The 17,467-nt window shown below is 59.7% G+C and carries 21 protein-coding genes and 1 pseudogene; 17 read left to right on the top strand and 5 right to left on the bottom strand.

Annotation, left to right across the window (positions count from 1 at the left end):
- Positions 1–5 precede the first annotated feature (5 nt).
- Positions 6–491, top strand: coding sequence for a hypothetical protein (locus tag IE087_RS07475; RefSeq protein ID WP_189368683.1), 486 nt, complete (start codon positions 6–8; stop codon positions 489–491).
- A gap of 134 nt (positions 492–625) precedes the next feature.
- Complete coding sequence (locus IE087_RS07470; protein WP_189368682.1) at positions 626–1,195, top strand: YceI family protein; 570 nt, start codon at positions 626–628, stop codon at positions 1,193–1,195.
- A 311-nt stretch (positions 1,196–1,506) separates the two neighbouring features.
- Here IE087_RS07470 and IE087_RS07465 read toward each other — a convergent pair whose 3' ends face one another.
- Positions 1,507–2,013 carry a MarR family winged helix-turn-helix transcriptional regulator gene (locus IE087_RS07465; RefSeq protein ID WP_189368681.1) on the bottom strand — a complete coding sequence of 169 codons (507 nt, stop codon included), beginning with the start codon at positions 2,011–2,013 and terminating at the stop codon, positions 1,507–1,509.
- Between the two features lie 105 nt (positions 2,014–2,118).
- On the opposite strand from IE087_RS07465, the gene IE087_RS07460 reads away from it, so the two are divergent.
- From IE087_RS07460 to IE087_RS23500, 6 genes and pseudogenes are all read left to right on the top strand, one after another.
- Positions 2,119–2,652, top strand: a complete 534-nt coding sequence (locus IE087_RS07460; RefSeq protein ID WP_229801307.1) for a VOC family protein — start codon at positions 2,119–2,121, stop codon at positions 2,650–2,652.
- Positions 2,653–2,673: 21 nt separating this feature from the next.
- Positions 2,674–3,285 (top strand): DUF3237 domain-containing protein, encoded by a 612-nt coding sequence (locus IE087_RS07455; protein ID WP_189368679.1) that lies wholly within the window; start codon positions 2,674–2,676, stop codon positions 3,283–3,285.
- Between the two features lie 46 nt (positions 3,286–3,331).
- On the top strand, positions 3,332–4,147 hold the full coding sequence (locus tag IE087_RS07450; RefSeq protein WP_189368678.1) for an isocitrate lyase/PEP mutase family protein: 816 nt from the start codon (positions 3,332–3,334) through the stop codon (positions 4,145–4,147).
- Positions 4,148–4,240: 93 nt separating this feature from the next.
- Positions 4,241–4,870, top strand: a complete 630-nt coding sequence (locus IE087_RS07445) for an MFS transporter (protein ID WP_189368677.1) — start codon at positions 4,241–4,243, stop codon at positions 4,868–4,870.
- A complete protein-coding gene (locus tag IE087_RS07440; RefSeq protein ID WP_189368676.1) occupies positions 4,867–5,394 on the top strand; it encodes an MFS transporter in 528 nt (175 codons plus the stop codon). Before IE087_RS07445 ends, IE087_RS07440 begins: the two co-directional genes overlap by 4 nt.
- A gap of 111 nt (positions 5,395–5,505) precedes the next feature.
- Positions 5,506–5,888 (top strand): annotated as a pseudogene (locus IE087_RS23500) (methylated-DNA--[protein]-cysteine S-methyltransferase).
- A gap of 13 nt (positions 5,889–5,901) precedes the next feature.
- Here IE087_RS23500 and IE087_RS07430 read toward each other — a convergent pair.
- From IE087_RS07430 to IE087_RS07415, 4 genes are all read right to left on the bottom strand, one after another.
- Positions 5,902–6,465, bottom strand: a complete 564-nt coding sequence (locus IE087_RS07430; RefSeq protein ID WP_189368675.1) for a GNAT family N-acetyltransferase — start codon at positions 6,463–6,465, stop codon at positions 5,902–5,904.
- A 324-nt stretch (positions 6,466–6,789) separates the two neighbouring features.
- The gene (locus tag IE087_RS07425) at positions 6,790–7,092 is read right to left on the bottom strand and encodes a transposase (protein ID WP_189368674.1); all 303 of its coding nucleotides are present in this window, start codon (positions 7,090–7,092) and stop codon (positions 6,790–6,792) included.
- A 464-nt stretch (positions 7,093–7,556) separates the two neighbouring features.
- A complete protein-coding gene (locus IE087_RS07420; RefSeq protein WP_189368673.1) occupies positions 7,557–7,886 on the bottom strand; it encodes a hypothetical protein in 330 nt (109 codons plus the stop codon).
- Between the two features lie 106 nt (positions 7,887–7,992).
- Positions 7,993–9,219: a cytochrome b/b6 domain-containing protein gene (locus IE087_RS07415; protein WP_189368672.1), complete on the bottom strand. Its 1,227-nt coding sequence runs from the start codon at positions 9,217–9,219 to the stop codon at positions 7,993–7,995.
- Between the two features lie 168 nt (positions 9,220–9,387).
- Between IE087_RS07415 and fabD the strand changes: the two genes are divergently transcribed.
- The 9 genes from fabD (at position 9,388) to IE087_RS07370 (ending at position 17,416) form a co-directional block, all read left to right on the top strand.
- The gene (fabD, locus tag IE087_RS07410; RefSeq protein ID WP_189368671.1) at positions 9,388–10,320 is read left to right on the top strand and encodes an ACP S-malonyltransferase; all 933 of its coding nucleotides are present in this window, start codon (positions 9,388–9,390) and stop codon (positions 10,318–10,320) included.
- Positions 10,313–10,750, top strand: coding sequence for a GyrI-like domain-containing protein (locus IE087_RS07405; RefSeq protein WP_189368670.1), 438 nt, complete (start codon positions 10,313–10,315; stop codon positions 10,748–10,750). Before fabD ends, IE087_RS07405 begins: the two co-directional genes overlap by 8 nt.
- Before the next feature lie 14 nt (positions 10,751–10,764).
- Complete coding sequence (gene fabG / locus IE087_RS07400; RefSeq protein ID WP_189368669.1) at positions 10,765–11,502, top strand: 3-oxoacyl-[acyl-carrier-protein] reductase; 738 nt, start codon at positions 10,765–10,767, stop codon at positions 11,500–11,502.
- A 183-nt stretch (positions 11,503–11,685) separates the two neighbouring features.
- Entirely contained in the window at positions 11,686–11,919 is a 234-nt protein-coding gene (locus IE087_RS07395; protein ID WP_189368668.1) for an acyl carrier protein, read from the top strand.
- A gap of 147 nt (positions 11,920–12,066) precedes the next feature.
- Positions 12,067–12,603 (top strand): GNAT family N-acetyltransferase, encoded by a 537-nt coding sequence (locus IE087_RS07390; protein WP_189368667.1) that lies wholly within the window; start codon positions 12,067–12,069, stop codon positions 12,601–12,603.
- A gap of 422 nt (positions 12,604–13,025) precedes the next feature.
- Complete coding sequence (gene fabF, locus IE087_RS07385) at positions 13,026–14,285, top strand: beta-ketoacyl-ACP synthase II (protein ID WP_189368666.1); 1,260 nt, start codon at positions 13,026–13,028, stop codon at positions 14,283–14,285.
- Positions 14,285–15,451, top strand: coding sequence for an endolytic transglycosylase MltG (gene mltG, locus IE087_RS07380; RefSeq protein WP_189368665.1), 1,167 nt, complete (start codon positions 14,285–14,287; stop codon positions 15,449–15,451). The genes fabF and mltG overlap by 1 nt, the downstream gene beginning before the upstream one ends.
- A 341-nt stretch (positions 15,452–15,792) precedes the next feature.
- Positions 15,793–16,137 (top strand): hypothetical protein, encoded by a 345-nt coding sequence (locus IE087_RS07375; RefSeq protein WP_189368664.1) that lies wholly within the window; start codon positions 15,793–15,795, stop codon positions 16,135–16,137.
- Positions 16,046–17,416 (top strand): DNA-packaging protein, encoded by a 1,371-nt coding sequence (locus tag IE087_RS07370; RefSeq protein WP_189368663.1) that lies wholly within the window; start codon positions 16,046–16,048, stop codon positions 17,414–17,416. The genes IE087_RS07375 and IE087_RS07370 overlap by 92 nt, the downstream gene beginning before the upstream one ends.
- Positions 17,417–17,467: the final 51 nt, after the last annotated feature.

Genomic DNA, 17,467 nt, shown 5'->3' with positions numbered 1-17,467 from the left:
CTGCCATGACTGCCACATTCGATACAACGCCCCACACCGAACAACACGGACCCGAGAGTACGCGCATCTGGTCACTAGGGGCGAGGGGGATCGCAAGCCGCGCACTCGGAGCCGTGCTGGTTTTGGCCTCGCTTGGTCTGTGGATCGAGCCCGGGGCACAAATGGCCATCGATCTTTTGGTGATGAAGCTGGGTGTGTCGCTTTTCCTCGGGTTCGCCGGTCTTGCTTTGATGCAGGACATGTCCCGAGGGCAGGACCCGGAAGTGCAGATTGATACCGTACGCCGCGAAGTCCGCATCGCACGCCAGCGGGGCCGCCGCACCTCAGTGATCCGTCGCATTGCCATTCGTGATTTGGGACGTGCGGAAGCCGTGGGCAATGTGATCCGGCTGACCGCCGCGAACGGTGCGCTTCTGGCGGCTGTATCCCTGCCTGATGCGGATGCGTGGTCCAGCGTCTACGGCGCTTTGCAGGACGCCGGCAAACTCTGAAATCCTTTCGGATGCTCTTCGTGCGCATGAGCGATGTTCAGCCATGCGCACGATATGTTGACGGATGTGCAGTTGCCTCTGCAGCAATATGCGACATCTTGTCAGCATACATAAACACTTGTGGAGCACGCCCCATGAAATCCCTTCTTCTTGCCACAGCGCTGGCCTCAACTGCATCATTCGCGTTTGCAGCCGATCGCTACACTTTGGATTCGAGCCACAGCCAAATCCTGTTTTCCTACAACCACCTCGGCTTCTCGACCACATGGGGCATGTTCTCGGGCTTTGAAGGCGAGATCATGTTCGACCAGGCAGACCCGGCAAACTCCAGTGTAACCGTGTCGATGCCGACCAAATCGATGTTCACAGGCTGGGAACAGCGCGACGGCCACTTCATGTCCGACGATTTCTTCGGGGCCACGGATGAAGACGTCATTTCCTTCACATCCACCGGCATTGAAGTCACCGGCGATGGCACCGCGCAGATTACTGGCGATCTGACAATGAATGACGTCACCAAGTCTGTTGTGCTGGAGGCGACGCTGAACCAAGCGGGCGCCAATCCCCTGAACCAGAAAGACTGGGCCGGTTTCAACGCGACAACCACCTTGCTGCGGTCGGACTTTAACCTGGGTGCTTTTGCACCGGCCGTCAGCGACGAAGTACAAGTGCAGATTTCAGTGGAAGCCCAGAAGGCTGAATAAGACCATCACTCACGAAACCTTTGAAAGCCGCGCGAGACAATCGCGCGGCTTTTTTCGTGGCTGCTGTCGAAAGGCCGCGCATACACGCGACACGATTTAATTCAGGAGGGCCTTTTCAGGCCCTCCCGTGATTTGCCTCCGGCGGGGATTTTCTTATGTGGACTAGTGTCAAGCCCAACCACTGAATGCCGCTATTGCAAAGCCAATCTCTCAATGTTGGCTGAGAGCCCAGTTTGTCCAATGCTGCGTAATCGACGAATGGCGACTTTTGAGGACAGGTTACGGGCGGTCTTGTTTCGACCTTTGCTGTGTCATGCCACTCTACCCTCACTGGCCGGTATTGGACAGTTTTCGCAGACCTGAACGTCGCAGAGCCGGCAGAGTGTTCGCCGTTCGTCGATCGTCGCGTCCAAAGAGGTCAGGATCTTCGTTAAGAGTGCATCCAATAAATCGCGTTCCCTTGATGAGAGAGTTTCCAGAAGAGCGTCCACAGCAGACAGGCGTCCGTCAAGGAGTTCGTCGCGAACGGCATGACCCTGGTCCGTGAGCCGCAGCGCAACGGCACGTCGGTCTTGGCCTTCGGTGCGCTCAACAAGGCCATCAGCAACAAGCCGATCGACGAGCCTCACAGTTCCCGGGTGCGATCGGCCAAGGATGCGGCGAAGCGCATCGTTGGATAGCCCGGTGCCGTGCCCGATGACGACCAGTGCGGCAGGTGTTTCGCCGACGCGGCCTAGGATTTCGCGCGCGACATGCTCGATCCGATCCGCCACGGCAAGGCCAACGACCCCAAGAAGATTAGCTGTTCTGTTTGTCATGGCACCACATTATGTGCGCACCGCACGATTTTCAACTTGACGATATGTGCGGAGCGCACGTATTTTTGATCGCGCAAGATCGAACGGCAATGCGAGGTTTGCGTGATGTCCGCAGAAGGGCAAGAGATCGAAGGGGAAACAGGGGTGACTAAGCTGGAGGATCGGGTGTTCGGCCCGATGACCGGCCCCGTTCTGCATCACGTCAGTCTCTTTGTGTCCGACATGGAGGCATCAGCCCGCTTTTACACCGAAGGCCTTGGGCTCACCCTCCGAGAAGAGTTCGATGACATCGTCGGTGTGCGCGGCACGCGCAGATTCCCGTTCACGGTGGCGAGTGTGTTCCTTGAAGCAGGTGAAAGCCGATACATCGAATTGCGCCCTGCGGGTGATAGCGAGATGTCTCCGCCCGGTTTTCCGATGAACCATCTCGCCCTCTCGGTTGCGGACGTGGATGCCGCCTACGCGCAGGCGCTCTCAGCTGGTAGAGTGCGGTTCGAAATTCCTGTGCCCAACGAAGAATGGGACGGCACGCCGCTGGATGTGATCATGTCCGGCACGCGACCGGAACCGATGCGCATAGCCTTTCTGCAAGGGCCAAGCAGAGAGCTGATCGAACTCTATCAAGCCTCAAACTCGTAACACGAACAAGGACGGTATCCGATGGACCAAACTCGAAGAAACTTGCTCATAGGAGCTGGCGCACTGGGGGCGACCGCGCTGGCTGGCGAAAGCCAGGCACACGGCATGAACCCTAACGGCGGTGGGGTTGTGCTCAGCCCAGACGGATGGGATGCCGAAGCTCCGCCCGAGCTGCTGTTTCTGACAGAGGCCAGAGTTCAGGTTCAAACGCCGCCAACGACCACGGGCGCAGGGCCAAATGGACAAGGCCTGATCTTCAATGTGACCGGGGGGACCATTGATGGCCCGCATATTCGGGGGCGGGTGACAAATGACGCTGCAGCGGATTGGGTGCACGTTCGCCCGGATGGTGTTGGCGTGCTTGATGTGCGCTTCACATGGGAAACCCATGACAACGCATTGATTTACGTCCAATGGCTTGGGCGTTTCTGGTCGCGCCCCGAAGATGCCGAATATGCGGCGGATGTCGCCAAGGCTGACGATCCAGATGGCGCATGGCGCTACTACTTCCGAGCCGCACCGCGATTTGAGACCGGCGATCCGCGCTACGCCTGGTTGAACAATATTGTGGCAGTCAGCAAATCGCGCACCGGCAACGGCGGGCCGATTCATCGGTTTTATGCGGTTCTGTGAATCGCGCCACGCGTAGTGATGCAATGAGTAACAGAAGGAGAAAGACTTGACCTTGACTACAGAGCAAAAGGCTGAGCGTTTTCGGGAGCTGCATGCAAGCGGATGTTTCGTGATGGCGAATGCGTGGGATGCGGGCTCTGCGAGAATGCTTGAAGCCACAGGCTTCTCGGGTCTCGGCACCACCAGTGCAGGGTTTGCATGGGCGATCGGGCAAAAGTATGGCGCAACGTCGCGCGACCTCGCTTTGGCAAACGCCAAGGCGATCGTGGACGCGGTCGACGTCCCTGTCTCTGGCGATTTGCTGAATGGGTTTGGCGCTTCCCCCGAAACTGTCGCGGAAACGATCCGCCTTGCTGCAGATGTAGGTCTTGCAGGCGGGTCCATCGAAGATACAACTGGCGATCCCGCAGCGCCTCTTTTTGACCGGGAACTGGCGAAAGAACGGATCATTGCCGCCGTCGAAGCAGCACGCGTTTTGGATCGCCCTTTCGTTCTCTGCGCACGCGCGGATGGTCTTTTTGCGGGAGCCTGCGACCTTGATGAGATCCTCGCCCGTCTGACCCTATACGAAGAAGCGGGGGCCGACCTGCTGTTTGCACCCGCGCTCATGACACTTGCGGATGTCGATAAAGTTGTTGGCCACGTCCAAACGCCGATCAATGTTTTGGCGGGTGTCGGAAACGAAGGAACGGTGTCCGATTTCGCGGCGCGCGGGGTCCGCCGTATCAGCGTTGGTTCGCAATTCTACAGTGCCATTGCGGGCCGACTGCAAGCTGCGGCGCAAGAGCTTCATAACGATGGCACATTCGGTTGGGTTGAGGGCGGAATGCCTTATCCAGAGCTTAACGGTTTGATGCGGTGAGGCTTTCAGAAGAGGAAGCCACACGACACAGGTAGAGCCCCCCACCTGCCGTCTGAACCAGCAACTCAGCATCCGGAAAAGAGCGTCCCCCTGATGCTGGCAGCTCTGGTCTTCGTCTTTGTCCTCAGCCACGCTTTCCGCACTGTCACCGGTATTGCAGCCGAACCTTTGGCGGACGAGTTCAATGCTTCAGCCCAAGCGCTTGGTGCAATCGCCGGGTCTTTTCATCTGGCCTTCGCGCTGGCCCAACCGGCCGTTGGCATATCGCTCGATCGGTACGGACCCAGGAGCACCGTTCTCGTCGCCTTCGTCGTGGCGCTGATCGGTGGCGCCGTTTCAGCCCTGGCGCAACGGGTGGACGTTCTGATCCTCGGGCAGTGTCTGCTCGGATTAGGCTGCGCGCCCGCGCTTCTGGTCGCAATGTTGCTGGTGGCCCGCCGCTACCGGTCGGAGAGGTTCGCATCCTTGTCGGGAATCATCCTCGCAACGGGTGGCGTCGGCATGCTGATGACGGGCACGCTCCTGGCTTGGGTCATCGAGGTATGGTCCTGGCGGCACTCAGCTGGATCGCAGTGTTCTGGTTCCTGGAAAAAGAGCCGCACAAGCATGGGACGCAAAACCAGTCCATCAGAACCGAACCGCGCGGCCTGGGGTCGGTTATTGCGCAACCGCATACGCTTGGCATCTGCTGTCTTGGTGCTGTCACTCATGCGGCCTTCATGACCTTGCGTGGCCTCTGGATCGGTCCGTTTTTGACGGAGCGCTATGGCTTTTCGCTCATCGAAGTCGGTCACATCGCGCTGGTCATCTCTATTGCCGTCATTATCGGTCCATATCTATTCGGGCGCATCGACCCGGGACCAAGCGGACGCCGCAAGATTATCATTTGGTTCAGCGCTACCTGTGCGGTGCAGTTTGCGGGGCTTGCCCCTGGATGGAACGCGGGGTTCGATACGGCGCTTGCAGTCTTCACCGGGTTGTCCGGTGGATGTGTTACCATGCAATACGCGGACGTGCGTTCCTCATACACGGCGGAGATGACGGGCCGGGCATTGAGCGTGTTCACGATGGCAATGTTCGGCGGTGTCGCCGCGATGCAGTGGCGCAGCGGAACCGCAGTTACGCTGGCTGCGGATTACGGTATCGAGGCCGCGCGGGCCGCTCTGCTGTTCGTAAGCGTGACCATTGCAGTGGCGACGTTGGCCTTCTGGCGACTGCCTGAGCCGCCTAAAGACGTGAGCGGATGACCGGCAATGCAAGCATCGCTGAGTTCGCACTGTTCCCGACACCCATTGGACGTTGCGGCATAGCGTGGCGCGAAAGAGGGTTCGCCACCTGAGACTATTCAAGGGGCGATCATGGCGATAACTGCTCTTCTCGAGGGGGATCGGACGAACCTTTCGTTCATCGCTTGTGATTTTGAAGACATAGGTCCATTTGCAGCACTGGTCTGTACTGCGACACCAGCGCTGGCTCCTGGCGAGACGTCGACCTACGGCGCGATCGCGATCGAGGTTGGTGAAAAACATCAGGCGAGAGAGGTCGGGCAAGCCCTGGGCCAAATCCTCGTCCCATCATTGTTCCGTGCCACCGTGTCTTGGGTGCGGGCGGACGTCTCACCGGATTTTCGGCACCTGGCGGGGTGGAACTCAAACTGAAGATGCTGGCAATCGAAGGCGCGACGGTTGGCGGGCCGGGTCTGTTCGCCCACTTGCCTCTGTCCGTGAAAACGCGGTCATAGCTGTAACCGAGAACTAGAGATCAAGCGTGACGACCCATTTGTGCTTTCCGATTTTGCGAGATCGCTCAAAACCCAACCTATCAAACATGTGCAGCGCACCGTTGAACAGAAACGCAGGCGCCGCCTTGCGGCCTTCGATGTCTTCTGGATAGCCCTCAACCCGCCCTCCGCCGAGGGCCTTGATCTGTTCGACTGCCCCTGTGAGAGCTGCTGAGGCGACGCCACCCCCTCGATGTCCTTTGCCGGAGAAGAAGCACGTGATACGCCAGTCCGGTAGCTTGTGGTTATCCTTTTGGTAGGCCCGCGCGTTGTGAATGCGTGGCAACTCAGAAGTTGAGCCGAACTGGCACCATCCGACACACTTGCCGTCGTGAAAAACAAGGGCGGCGTGTGCTTCGCCGGCTTTGACGCGCGCCTCTTTCATCGCGCGCTTTTGTTCCACCGAGGCGTCCGCAACTTCTTTCCCATGATACCACATGCACCAGCACCCGCTCCAGACGCCATTGTTCTCCTCAACAAGGCCCGCAAAATCGTCCCAGGTGCGCGCATCGAGCGGCTTGGTTTCATAGTCAATCATGGTGCTTTCGCCTTTCAACGCCATTATGTGCGGTCCGCACATATCGTCAAGCTGGAAAGGCTTTAATTCTCTGAAGGTTCAAAAGCGGCCGTTCAGTTTGTCGCTTTGAATGGCAGCACTGGTCCGCACCTGAGACATTGGGCATTGGCCGCAGCAGAACTCACGGTGCCTGTCAAAGGCACCGAGTTCGGAGGCCGAACCACCACCGTTCACCGAGCTGCGCAAGCCTTTTCTTATTCGTGCCTGACAGGATCATGTGAGGTCACTAAGCACCTCTTTCGGTACGCGCTGGTTGATGGGGATGCTGCCCTTTTTTACTGTCGGTTATGCCGACCGGGCCCCGCGCGCAGCATCCCCCATGGGCGCAGGCTGTGTGTCCACCGCGAGCTGCCAAAACTTGATTGCGAGCTTGCGGGCAACAGCTATAATGGCTTTCTGCCCGATCCCATGCTTCGCAAAATGTCGATTGTAGAGGTCCTTGGCCTCCGAGGCGCGCGAAGTCCATTGCCATGCAGCTTCGATGAGAATACCGCGAAGGCGTTTCTGGCCCACCGGCCTGATCCTGACGCGGGCTGCACTGCCGCCGCTCTGACTGACCACTGGGGCCAATCCGAGATGCGAAGTCACTTACTTCCGGCCTGTTGCATCTCTCTGGCGAGAACAGTTCGGCCAGAAAGTTGGATGCGGCTGTCTCTCCCAACCCGACGATGGACGTCAGCCGTTCGAAGGATTGAGCGTGCATGCGCTTGGTTGCCGTTCGGATCTCCGCACGCAGCATTTTGTCTTCTGATAGCAAAAACAGATACTCGCGCACCATTGAGGCAAGAGCTATGTGGTGCTGAGGCGGCACATTCAGCGCCATGAGGTCGGCGGATGCTGCGAATGACCACTTTTGGATGCTGTGTGGTTCATCAATGCCAGACGCCAGCAAGAAACCCTTGATCTTCTGTTTGATCTTGCCCCGGCTCTCCGCGATCCGTTTGCGGCGACGCACCAACGCTCGGTAGCCCTCTTGTTCGACAGTCGTGATCGCAATGGGGCGCAACAGCCCTCGCGCATCGTACGTCGCCAGTTTCACCGCATCCAGCCGGTCATTCTTTCGCGCTCCCTGCATATCCACGTGGAGTGCGAGAGGCTGCAATGACTGACATGTTGAAACCCTCGTCCGTCAAAACCCGCGAAAGCGAAAAGCCGGTTGGCCCCGACTCATAGACGACATGGTCAGTGTTGATGCCGCGTTCTGCCAACTGATGTGCCAGTGCAGCCTCGCCTGCCGGACAGGTGTAACTCTCCACCAAACCGCCGTCTTTTGAAAAGAGCGCAATCGAATAGGTCTTCGTGTGAACATCAAGGCCCACGACGACAGGCCAGTCTTCAATTGCCGCCACAAACCGCGAAATGCGTGTTGCTTTCTTTACCATGCTGGAAACTCCTATGATTGGAATGTTCCGGCATCGCAGCAGTCAGCCGCGCCGCCGTCCAGCATGGTATTTTTTTGAAACAGGGAAGGGGTTTTGACTTCGTTTTTTATTCCGCTGCGGCGCGCTGGGCGGTCAGGTTGACGTCCACAGAGACGGAAAAGGCGAGTGAGCTTTCGTCAGCCATGGTGTCTCCGATCCCGAAGCTGCGGCGGTCTAATGTCAGGCCACCGGTCATCGAGGCGGTGTCGCCATCGACCGACAAGCCAAAAGGCAGGGTGATCGGGACAGATTGGCCTTTGATTGTGAGTGTGCCTTGGGCTTCGTACCCATCGACCACCGGAATAATGTCTGCCGAGAACGTTGCTGTCGGGAAGTCGGCAGCGTTGAAGAAGTCCGGTCCCATCGCCTGATCGGTGACTGAGCCAAGGGTGAGTGAGCCAATCGCCACCATGACCTCAACCGTGCCGGCTGTGCCGTTTTCAACGGTTTCGTCAAAGCTGATCGCGGCGGTCCAATCTGCAAATTGCCCATCCACTTCGGATCCAAGCTGGGTCACCGTGATGGCCAATGTGCCGTCCTGAACCTGCCAGTCGGATTGAACCTCTTCCAGTTCGGCGATTGCCGTCCCGTCCCCGTGCGGGGCATAGACGCCCAAGGCCGCGCCACCCGACAGCGCAAGCGCCCACAAGGCAATCGCTGCCGTGATTGGGGCTGCATGTTTGTGGTCAGGTTCGGTTTGGGGAACGTCGGTGCGCCCGAACCACATGCGGCGCAGGGTGGCATCCTTGTCGATGACGTGGTGTTTGAGGGCGCCCGCGATATGCAGGAGCAAAGCAACGCCCAGCACCTTTGTCAGCACCCAGTGCGCCCCGCCCATGGCCGCGGCAACTGCTTCGGATTTGGGGACCAGCGGGAGGTTTTGGCCAAAAGGCCACCAGATCGGAGCAAAGCCGCTGGCGGCGGCGTGGTGTATCCACCCGGACAGGGGCACAACGACAAGGCTGCCGTAGAGAAGCCAGTGTACAGTTTCTGCGGCAAGGCTCTCCAGTTTGCGATCAGGGTGCAGCAAGCCCGGCTTCGGCTGGCTCAGTGCCCACAGAATGCGCAGCAGCGCCACGAAGAAAACCGTGACGCCTAATGTCTTGTGCAGTGAAAACAGCCAGGCTGTGCGGGCGACAAGATCATCCGCCGGCGTGGATAGCGCTTGCAACTCATACGCCATGTTGTTCGCGATCAGTCCCAAGGGAAACAGCGTCAGGATCAGAAGGGCGGTCAGCCAGTGAAAAGTCTTGGACAGGCTGCCGTAGCGGTCGGCGGTATTGGCAAGGGACATGAGTGGTCTCCGGGCATTTGCGTGTAGGTCTAACACCTTTGCACCCAATGTTATGCGACGTGCGCGCAGTGCAACACGCAATTCCCGCACAGATGCCGTGCACCGATCCCTTGTCTGGCGCGGACAGGGCCATTACACCCGGTGGAAACGACAACGAGGGGGCAGGCCATGAGCGTGGCATTTGTATTTCCGGGACAGGGCGCACAGACAATCGGAATGGGTAAGGCATTGGCCGATGCCTACCCGGCAGCGCGCGCAGTGTTCGACGAGGTGGACGAGGCGCTGGGCGAAAAGCTCAGCACGCTGATCTGGGAAGGTGAGCAGGACACGCTGACCCTGACCCAGAACGCGCAACCGGCGCTGATGGCGACATCAGTGGCCGCCATGCGTGCGCTTGAGGCCGAAGGGATCGGCGTCGACAAGGCCAGCTTCGTCGCAGGACACTCGCTTGGGGAATACTCCGCCCTCTGTGCGGCGGGCGCGCTGAGTGTCGCCGACACTGCCCGGCTGCTCCGCACGCGCGGGCAGGCCATGCAAGAGGCCGTGCCGGTTGGCGTGGGTGCTATGGCCGCGCTGCTGGGTCTGGATTTTGAAACGGCTACGGCCGTGGCGTCCGAGGCGGCACAGGGTGAAGTGTGCCAAGCCGCGAATGACAATGATCCGGGTCAAGTGGTCGTATCGGGCCATTTGGGTGCTGTTGAACGAGCCGTCGATATCGCCAAGGAAAAAGGCGCCAAACGCGCCGTGATGCTGCCTGTCTCTGCACCGTTCCATTGCAGCCTGATGGAGCCCGCAGCCCGCGCGATGGCCGATGCGCTTGGTGGCGTCGACATCCATGCCCCCGCCGTTCCAGTGATTCCAAATGTGACGGTCACGGCCTGCAGCACACCTGATGACCTGCGCGCACATCTCGTGTCGCAGGTGACAGGTTCGGTGCGCTGGCGTGAAACCGTCCTGTATATGGGCCAGCAAGGCGTGACCGAGATCTGGGAGATCGGCGCAGGCAAGGCGCTGTCAGGCATGATCCGCCGCATCGACCGCTCCATCGCCACCCGTCCCGTATGCACACCGGATGATGTAAAGGCAGCCGTTGATGGCTGATCTGGTCACCCTGCCGCCCGAAACCTTGGGTGGCGTGATTGATACGGTGCCGTTTGCCCGCCGGTTCCAGCTGATCCCGGATGTGTTCGGGCGGATGGATTCGCTGCTGGGGCAGGCGGGTATCTTCTTTGCAGGGCCGCAGACGGCTCTGTACCGGGTGGAGGGTGGCGATATGGACATCCGGATCGGAGTACCGCTGCCCAAACCTCTGCCGGGCTTCCAGATGTTTGATGTGGATGCGGCACAGGCCCTCCATATTCGTCATCATGGCGCCTTTGACACGCTGCCGCGCGTTTATCAGGCCCTGACCGCAGAGGTCGAAACCCGGGGCCTGACGCGGACCGGCTGGGCGCGAGAGGTCTACCGTTTCATGGCCAAGGACGCGTCCCTGAACATTTGCGACGTCTACATGGACGTGGCCCAGACTTAACGAAAGAGGTTCATATGTTTGATCTGAGAGGAAAATCCGCGCTGATCACGGGCGCATCGGGCGGCATCGGGGCCGAGATTGCGCGCACGCTGCATGGCGCAGGCGCGACCGTGGGGCTGAGCGGTACACGCACCGACCCGCTTGAGGCACTGGCGGGTGAATTGGGTGACCGGGCACATGTCCTGCCGTGCAACCTGAGCGATCCCGAGGCCGTGGATACGCTGCCCAAGCAGGCGACCGAGGCAATGGGGTCGGTCGATATCCTTGTGAACAACGCAGGGATCACGCGGGATAACCTTTTCATGCGTATGTCGGACGAGGAATGGCAGTCGGTGATCAATGTGAACCTCACATCCACCTTCAAGCTGTGCAAGGGCGTCATGCGCGGCATGATGAAAGCGCGCTGGGGCCGGATCGTGAATATCAGTTCGGTTGTGGGCGCGACGGGCAACCCGGGGCAGGCGAATTATGCCGCGTCCAAGGCCGGGATGGTTGGCATGTCCAAGAGCCTCGCTTACGAGGTTGCAAGCCGGGGCATCACGGTGAACGCAATTGCGCCGGGCTTTATCGCCACGGCCATGACAGACAAGCTGACCGACGACCAAAAGTCTGGAATCATGGGGCAAATTCCTGCCGGTCGCATGGGCGAAGCGCATGAAATTGCTGCTGCAACGCTTTATCTTGCCAGCCCGGAGGCGGCCTATGTCACGGGAACGACCTTGCACGTCAATGGCGGCATGGCCATGTTGTAGGCGCTAACACGCCGCGTATTGCCATCTTTACGGGATGTGCTATAGGCGGCGCAGATTCCGGCGGCAGACCGTGCAAATGGTCTGTTGCTTCACCGCCCCAGGGGGGCAAGACCAGAGCCCTGCTTGCACGGGGACACCACTTGGGGGCGCGAATACTTGCCCCGGTAAAATGAGGACAGTCATATGAGCGACATCGCCGATCGCGTGAAAAAGATCGTTGTAGAGCACCTGGGTGTGGACGAAGAAAAGGTCAGCGAAAACGCGTCCTTCATCGATGACCTGGGCGCAGACAGCCTGGACACCGTGGAACTGGTGATGGCCTTCGAAGAAGAGTTCGGCATCGAGATTCCTGATGACGCGGCCGAAACCATCCAGACCTTTGGCGACGCAGTGGGCTTCATCTCGAAAGCCTCGTAAGCATTCCGGGCAATTGCCTGAATTGGCGGCGTTCTTTCTTGCGAAAGAGCGCCGTTTTTTTATGTCTGTGCAATGGGCTCTTGCCATAGTTGCATTGCGCAGACACACTTGCCCAAAACGACAAATCGTTCGGGCAGGACAACATACATGGGCAGACATGTGCCGACCATCAACACGGCGCGCGTGACCTTGCGCGCAATGCGGCCAGGCGAATTTGATCGCTTTGCCGAGATTTGGGCGATGCCCGATGTCGCGATTTACATCGGTGGCACGCCGCGCACGCGCGACGAGTCGTGGCGGTCTTTTCTGAACATCGCGGGCCACTGGCAAGTGACCGGATTTGGCCAGTGGGGCATCGAAGAACACAGTTCCAAACGTCTGGTCGGACAGGTGGGCTTTTTTCACGGCGCGCGCGGGCTTGGCGAGGACTTTGATTCTGTGCCGGAAGCGGGCTGGGTTCTGGCGCCCGAAGCGCAGGGCGTTGGTTTGGGGATAGAGGCTGCGCAGGCGGCCCATGATTGGTTTGATCGCGTGGTGACGGGCCCTTTGGTCTGCATGATGGACCCAGATCACGCAGCATCAGCGCGAATAGCGGAACAGCTTGGGTATGTGGATATGCGCATGGCCGAGGACAAGGATGGACCGATCCGGTTGTTGTCGCGCAAGGCGCCGCCACAGCGCTGATCGCCGACGTGATCCGAATGCGCGCCTGGCGGCGCGTTACATTATTATTTGACGCGTTAAAGCACCTTTTCGCTGAGTGAAAAAGTGGCGGGGGGAGAGTGCTTTCGCAGAAGGCGCGCTGCTCCACGCTGTTGCAGTGCTGAGAAAAACGCTTCAGGCTCACCCAAGCGAAAGGTCTTTCGCCTCTGACCCGCCTTTGGTGCTTTGGACATGGCAGACGATCGGCTGCGCCCCAAGTCAAACAACCGCATCCCCACAAAGTGGGGCCCCTCGGTGATTGGACTTGGCTCGTATCCGCTCATCCGCCCTCTCCGCCGCAGCAAAGGCGGCTCCGAAGCGAAAGGTCCGCACCCGCTCGGGACTTGAACAGGTATGTGCGGGCGCGGTAAGAGGCGATCCAGAAACGAGAGGGGCATGAGCAGATGCGCAGAGTTGTCGTGACAGGTCTTGGACTGGTGACGCCATTGGCGGACGGGGTCGAGGCAAGCTGGAGCCGTATTCTGGACGGACAATCGGGCGCCGGTCCGATCACGCAGTTCGATCCCGAGGGGCTGGCCACAACATACGCCTGCGAAGTGCCCCGCGGGGACGGCACCGATGGCACGTTCAATGGCGATGCCTACATGGCGCCCAAGGAACAGCGCAAGGTCGATACCTTTATCATGTTCGGTCTGGCGGCGGCTCAGCAGGCGGTCGAGGATTCCGGCTGGATGCCTGAGGACACTGAGAGCCTTGAACGCACGGGCGTCCTGATCGGTTCTGGGATTGGTGGCCTGAACTCAATCGCGAACACCGCCGTGATGATGGAAGAGAAGGGGCCGCGCCGCGTGTCGCCCTTCTTTGTTCCCGGCGCGCTGATCAACCTTATTTCGGGTCAGGTGAGCATCAAGTACGGCTTCAAAGGGCCGAACCATTCGGTGGTAACAGCCTGTTCCACCGGTGCACACGCCATTGGCGATGCGAGCCGTTTGATCCAGCATGGTGATGCGGATGTGATGATCGCCGGCGGAGCCGAGGCGGCCATTTGCAAGATCGGCATTGCCGGGTTTAACGCCTGCAAGGCACTGTCGACCAAGCGTGCTGACGATCCGCAATCCGCGAGCCGCCCCTATGATGAGGACCGCGACGGGTTTGTTATGGGTGAGGGTGCTGGCATCGTTGTGCTTGAGGAATATGAGCACGCAGTCGCGCGCGGAGCCAAGATTTATGCGGAAGTCCGGGGCTATGGCCTGTCGGGCGACGCCTATCACATCACTGCACCATCCGAGGACGGCGAGGGCGGTGAGCGGTCGATGCGGGCCGCGCTGCGCAATGCGGGGCTGGAGCCTTCGGATATCGACTATATCAACGCGCATGGCACATCGACAATGGCCGATACCATCGAGTTGGGAGCGGTTGAGCGGTTGCTGGGCGATCATGCAGCCAACGTGACCATGTCATCGACCAAGTCGGCGACCGGCCACTTGCTGGGGGCTGCGGGTGCGATTGAAGCGATTTTTTCAATCCTGGCGATCCGTGATCAGGTTTGCCCACCGACGATCAACTTGGATAATCCTGCCGTTGAAACGTCTGTTGACCTGGCGCCCAATGCCAAGCGGGAGCGTAAGGTTGATGTGGCCCTGTCCAACAGCTTTGGCTTTGGTGGCACCAATGCCAGCGTGATCTTTGGAAAGGTCAGCTGATGTGGCGATCCATCGCCTCGAACGCGCTGACATTCCTGATCGTGGCCCTGTTCGTTGTGGGCGGTCTGATCCTATGGGGACGTGGCCAATATGAAGGGGCTGGTCCCCTGACCGAAGCGATCTGCGTTCAGGTGGATCGGGGATCGAACTTTCGTCGTGTGAGCGCGGACCTTGAGGAACAAGGGGCGGTCAACCACGGTTGGATTTTCCGGACCGGGGCGGAATACGCGGGCAAGACAAGCGAGTTGAAGGCCGGGAGTTTCTTGGTGGAACCCGGCGCGTCCATGGAAGAGATCGTGGATGTTGTGACCCGTGGTGGCGCCAGTACCTGCGGTACAGAAGTGGTCTATCGCATCGGGGTGAATCGGCTGAGTGCGCAGGTGCGGGAACTGGACCCGGCAACCAACCGCTTTGTTGAACGGGCAGAGTTCCAGCCGGGCGAGGAAGACGCACCCGAGATCTATACCGAGGTGCGCGCTGCGCAGGACACGCGGTATCGTGTGGCGCTGGCCGAGGGCGTGACGAGCTGGCAGGTCGTGGATGCCTTGCGCAACATGGATGTGCTGGATGGTGAGGTGGCCGAGGTTCCGCCGGAAGGCGCGCTAGCCCCTGACAGTTATGAAGTACGTAGTGGTGACAACCGTGCAGATATTTTGGCGCAGATGGCAGAGCAGCAGGAGCTGTGGGTGTCTGCTGCGTGGGAGGCTCGCGACGCGGAGCTGCCGCTGGAGAGCCCTGAGGACCTGCTGACCCTTGCTTCGATCATCGAGAAGGAGACCGGGGTGGCGGAGGAGCGGCGTCAGGTGGCGTCGGTCTTTGTGAACCGGTTGAACCGTGGCATGCGCCTGCAGACGGACCCGACGGTGATTTATGGCATCACCAAGGGGCAGGGTGTGCTTGGCCGCGGTCTGCGCCGGTCTGAGCTGCGTGCTGCGACGCCTTGGAACACCTATGTCATTCAGGGTCTGCCACCGACACCAATTGCCAATCCGGGGCGTGAGAGCCTGATGGCTGCTGCACAACCCGATACGACGAACTTCGTGTTCTTTGTCGCGGATGGGACTGGTGGACACGCCTTTGCCGAGACGCTGGATGAGCACAATCGCAACGTGGCCCGTTGGCGTGAGATCGAGGCGGAGCGGGCGAACCAGTCGGATGATGGATAGGGCGGACGACACGTTCGCCTTACGGGACGCAAGGGATCATTCGTAAGGCGGAGGTGTCCTCCGCTTGTTTGTCCCCGCGGGGACAAACAAGTGTTGTTGTGGGGGATCAAAGGCTTACGGGTTGCGTTAACCGTATCTTAACCAATGAAGTAAGATTTTGTTAATCATACCGTACGGTTAGGGGCTTTTCCTCAAGTCGAATTCGCTTGACTTTGCGAACGGTCACACGTATAACTTGTGACAAGCTAGAAGAAGTGGGCAAGCGGCCCCGGGGTGACCCGGAGGTCGCTTTTCTATTTCTCTCGTGCGGAGCTATCCCAACGCATGAGAGGTCATATCACATGGCATTGATTACCCCGGAGGCTGAGGGCGACCGCAGCGAGGAGCTTGTCTCGTCGATGCACGACACCCTGACGACTATGCGAAAGCACTTCAAAGCCTTCACAAGAAAGGCAGAAGCCGGGGAGGATGTGAAGGAAACTGAGGTGAACAGCCAGCTTGTCACGTTGAACAAGCTGATCGTGAACCTGGAAGGTATGGAGAAGAAGCTTGACGAATTTCGACAAGCCCGAACCGGCATCGCCCAGAACGGGTATGCCTTCGACCTTGACTTTGCCCGAGCTGAGGTACGGTGCGCGCTTGGTCGCCTCCGCGCCTGTGGAGGCGCAGGAACAGTTTCTGAGTGAGTTGGGAGAGGGCGCCTTGGGCGCCCTCCCTTTTCTGTTTGAATTCTGGGCGATGGAGCATCAGTTGCCGCCTGAAGGCGATTGGCGGTCCTGGGTGATCATGGGCGGGCGCGGCGCTGGCAAGACGCGCGCCGGGGCCGAATGGGTCCGGTCCATGGTCGAGGGACCGATGCCGTTGGACAAGGGCAAGGCCAAGCGGGTTGCACTGGTTGGTGAAACCATCGAGCAAGTCCGCGAGGTGATGATTTTTGGCGAGAGCGGGCTTTTGGTGTGCACGCCGTCTGATCGCCGCCCAAAGTTCCATGCGACCCGGAAGATGCTGGAATGGCCCAACGGGGCTGTCGCGACCATTCACACGGCCCATGACCCCGAGGGTCTGCGGGGGCCGCAATTTGATTGTGCCTGGGTTGATGAGCTGGCCAAGTGGAAGCGTGGGCAGGAGACCTGGGACATGCTGCAGTTTGCGTTGCGGCTGGGCGATGATCCGCGTGTGTGCGTGACCACCACGCCCCGCAACGTGGATGTTTTGAAGGATTTGCTGGCGCAGTCGTCGACTGTTGTCACCCATGCGCCGACCGAGGCGAATGCCGCCAATCTGGCTGGGTCGTTCCTGGAGGAAGTGCGCCGTCGCTATGCTGGAACCCGGTTGGGGCGGCAGGAGTTGGAAGGTATCTTGTTGAGCGATGCCGAGGGGGCTTTGTGGACCACGGCAATGCTGGATGGGGTGCGTCGGAAGCGGAAACCGAAGCTGGATCGCGTAGTTGTGGCACTGGACCCGGCGGTGAGTGCAGGCCGCTCTTCTGATGCGTGTGGGATCGTTGTTGCGGGCGTGTCGATGGATGGGCCGCCGCAGGACTGGCGTGCCCATGTGATTGCGGATTGCACCGTGCAGGGCGCCAGTCCCACCCAATGGGCGAAGGCGGCAATAGACGCTATGGACACGTACAATGCCGATCGGTTGGTGGCCGAGGTGAACCAGGGCGGACAGTTGGTGAGCGAGGTGATCCGGCAGGTGGATCCGCTGGTGTCGCTCAAGACCGTTCATGCCTCGAAAGGCAAGGTGGCGCGGGCAGAGCCGGTGGCAGCCCTTTATGAGCAGGATCGGGTGACCCATGCCCTTGGCTTGGGGGATCTGGAGGATCAGATGACCCGCATGACCCGCGTTGGCTATGAGGGTGAGGGATCGCCTGACCGGGTGGATGCGTTGGTCTGGGCGTTGCATGAGTTGATGATTGAGCCGGCGAATGCGTATCGGCGACCGGGCGTGCGGAGTTTGTGACGTCACTGCCTGTGGCGTCGTCCCCTCCGTGGGCGGTTTATTTGGCGAAAT

This window comes from Tateyamaria omphalii, from assembly GCF_014651375.1.
In the GTDB taxonomy this organism is placed as follows: domain Bacteria; phylum Pseudomonadota; class Alphaproteobacteria; order Rhodobacterales; family Rhodobacteraceae; genus Tateyamaria; species Tateyamaria omphalii.
Note: the sequence above shows the minus strand (reverse complement) of the source record. Positions and strands in the feature narration are given on the sequence as shown.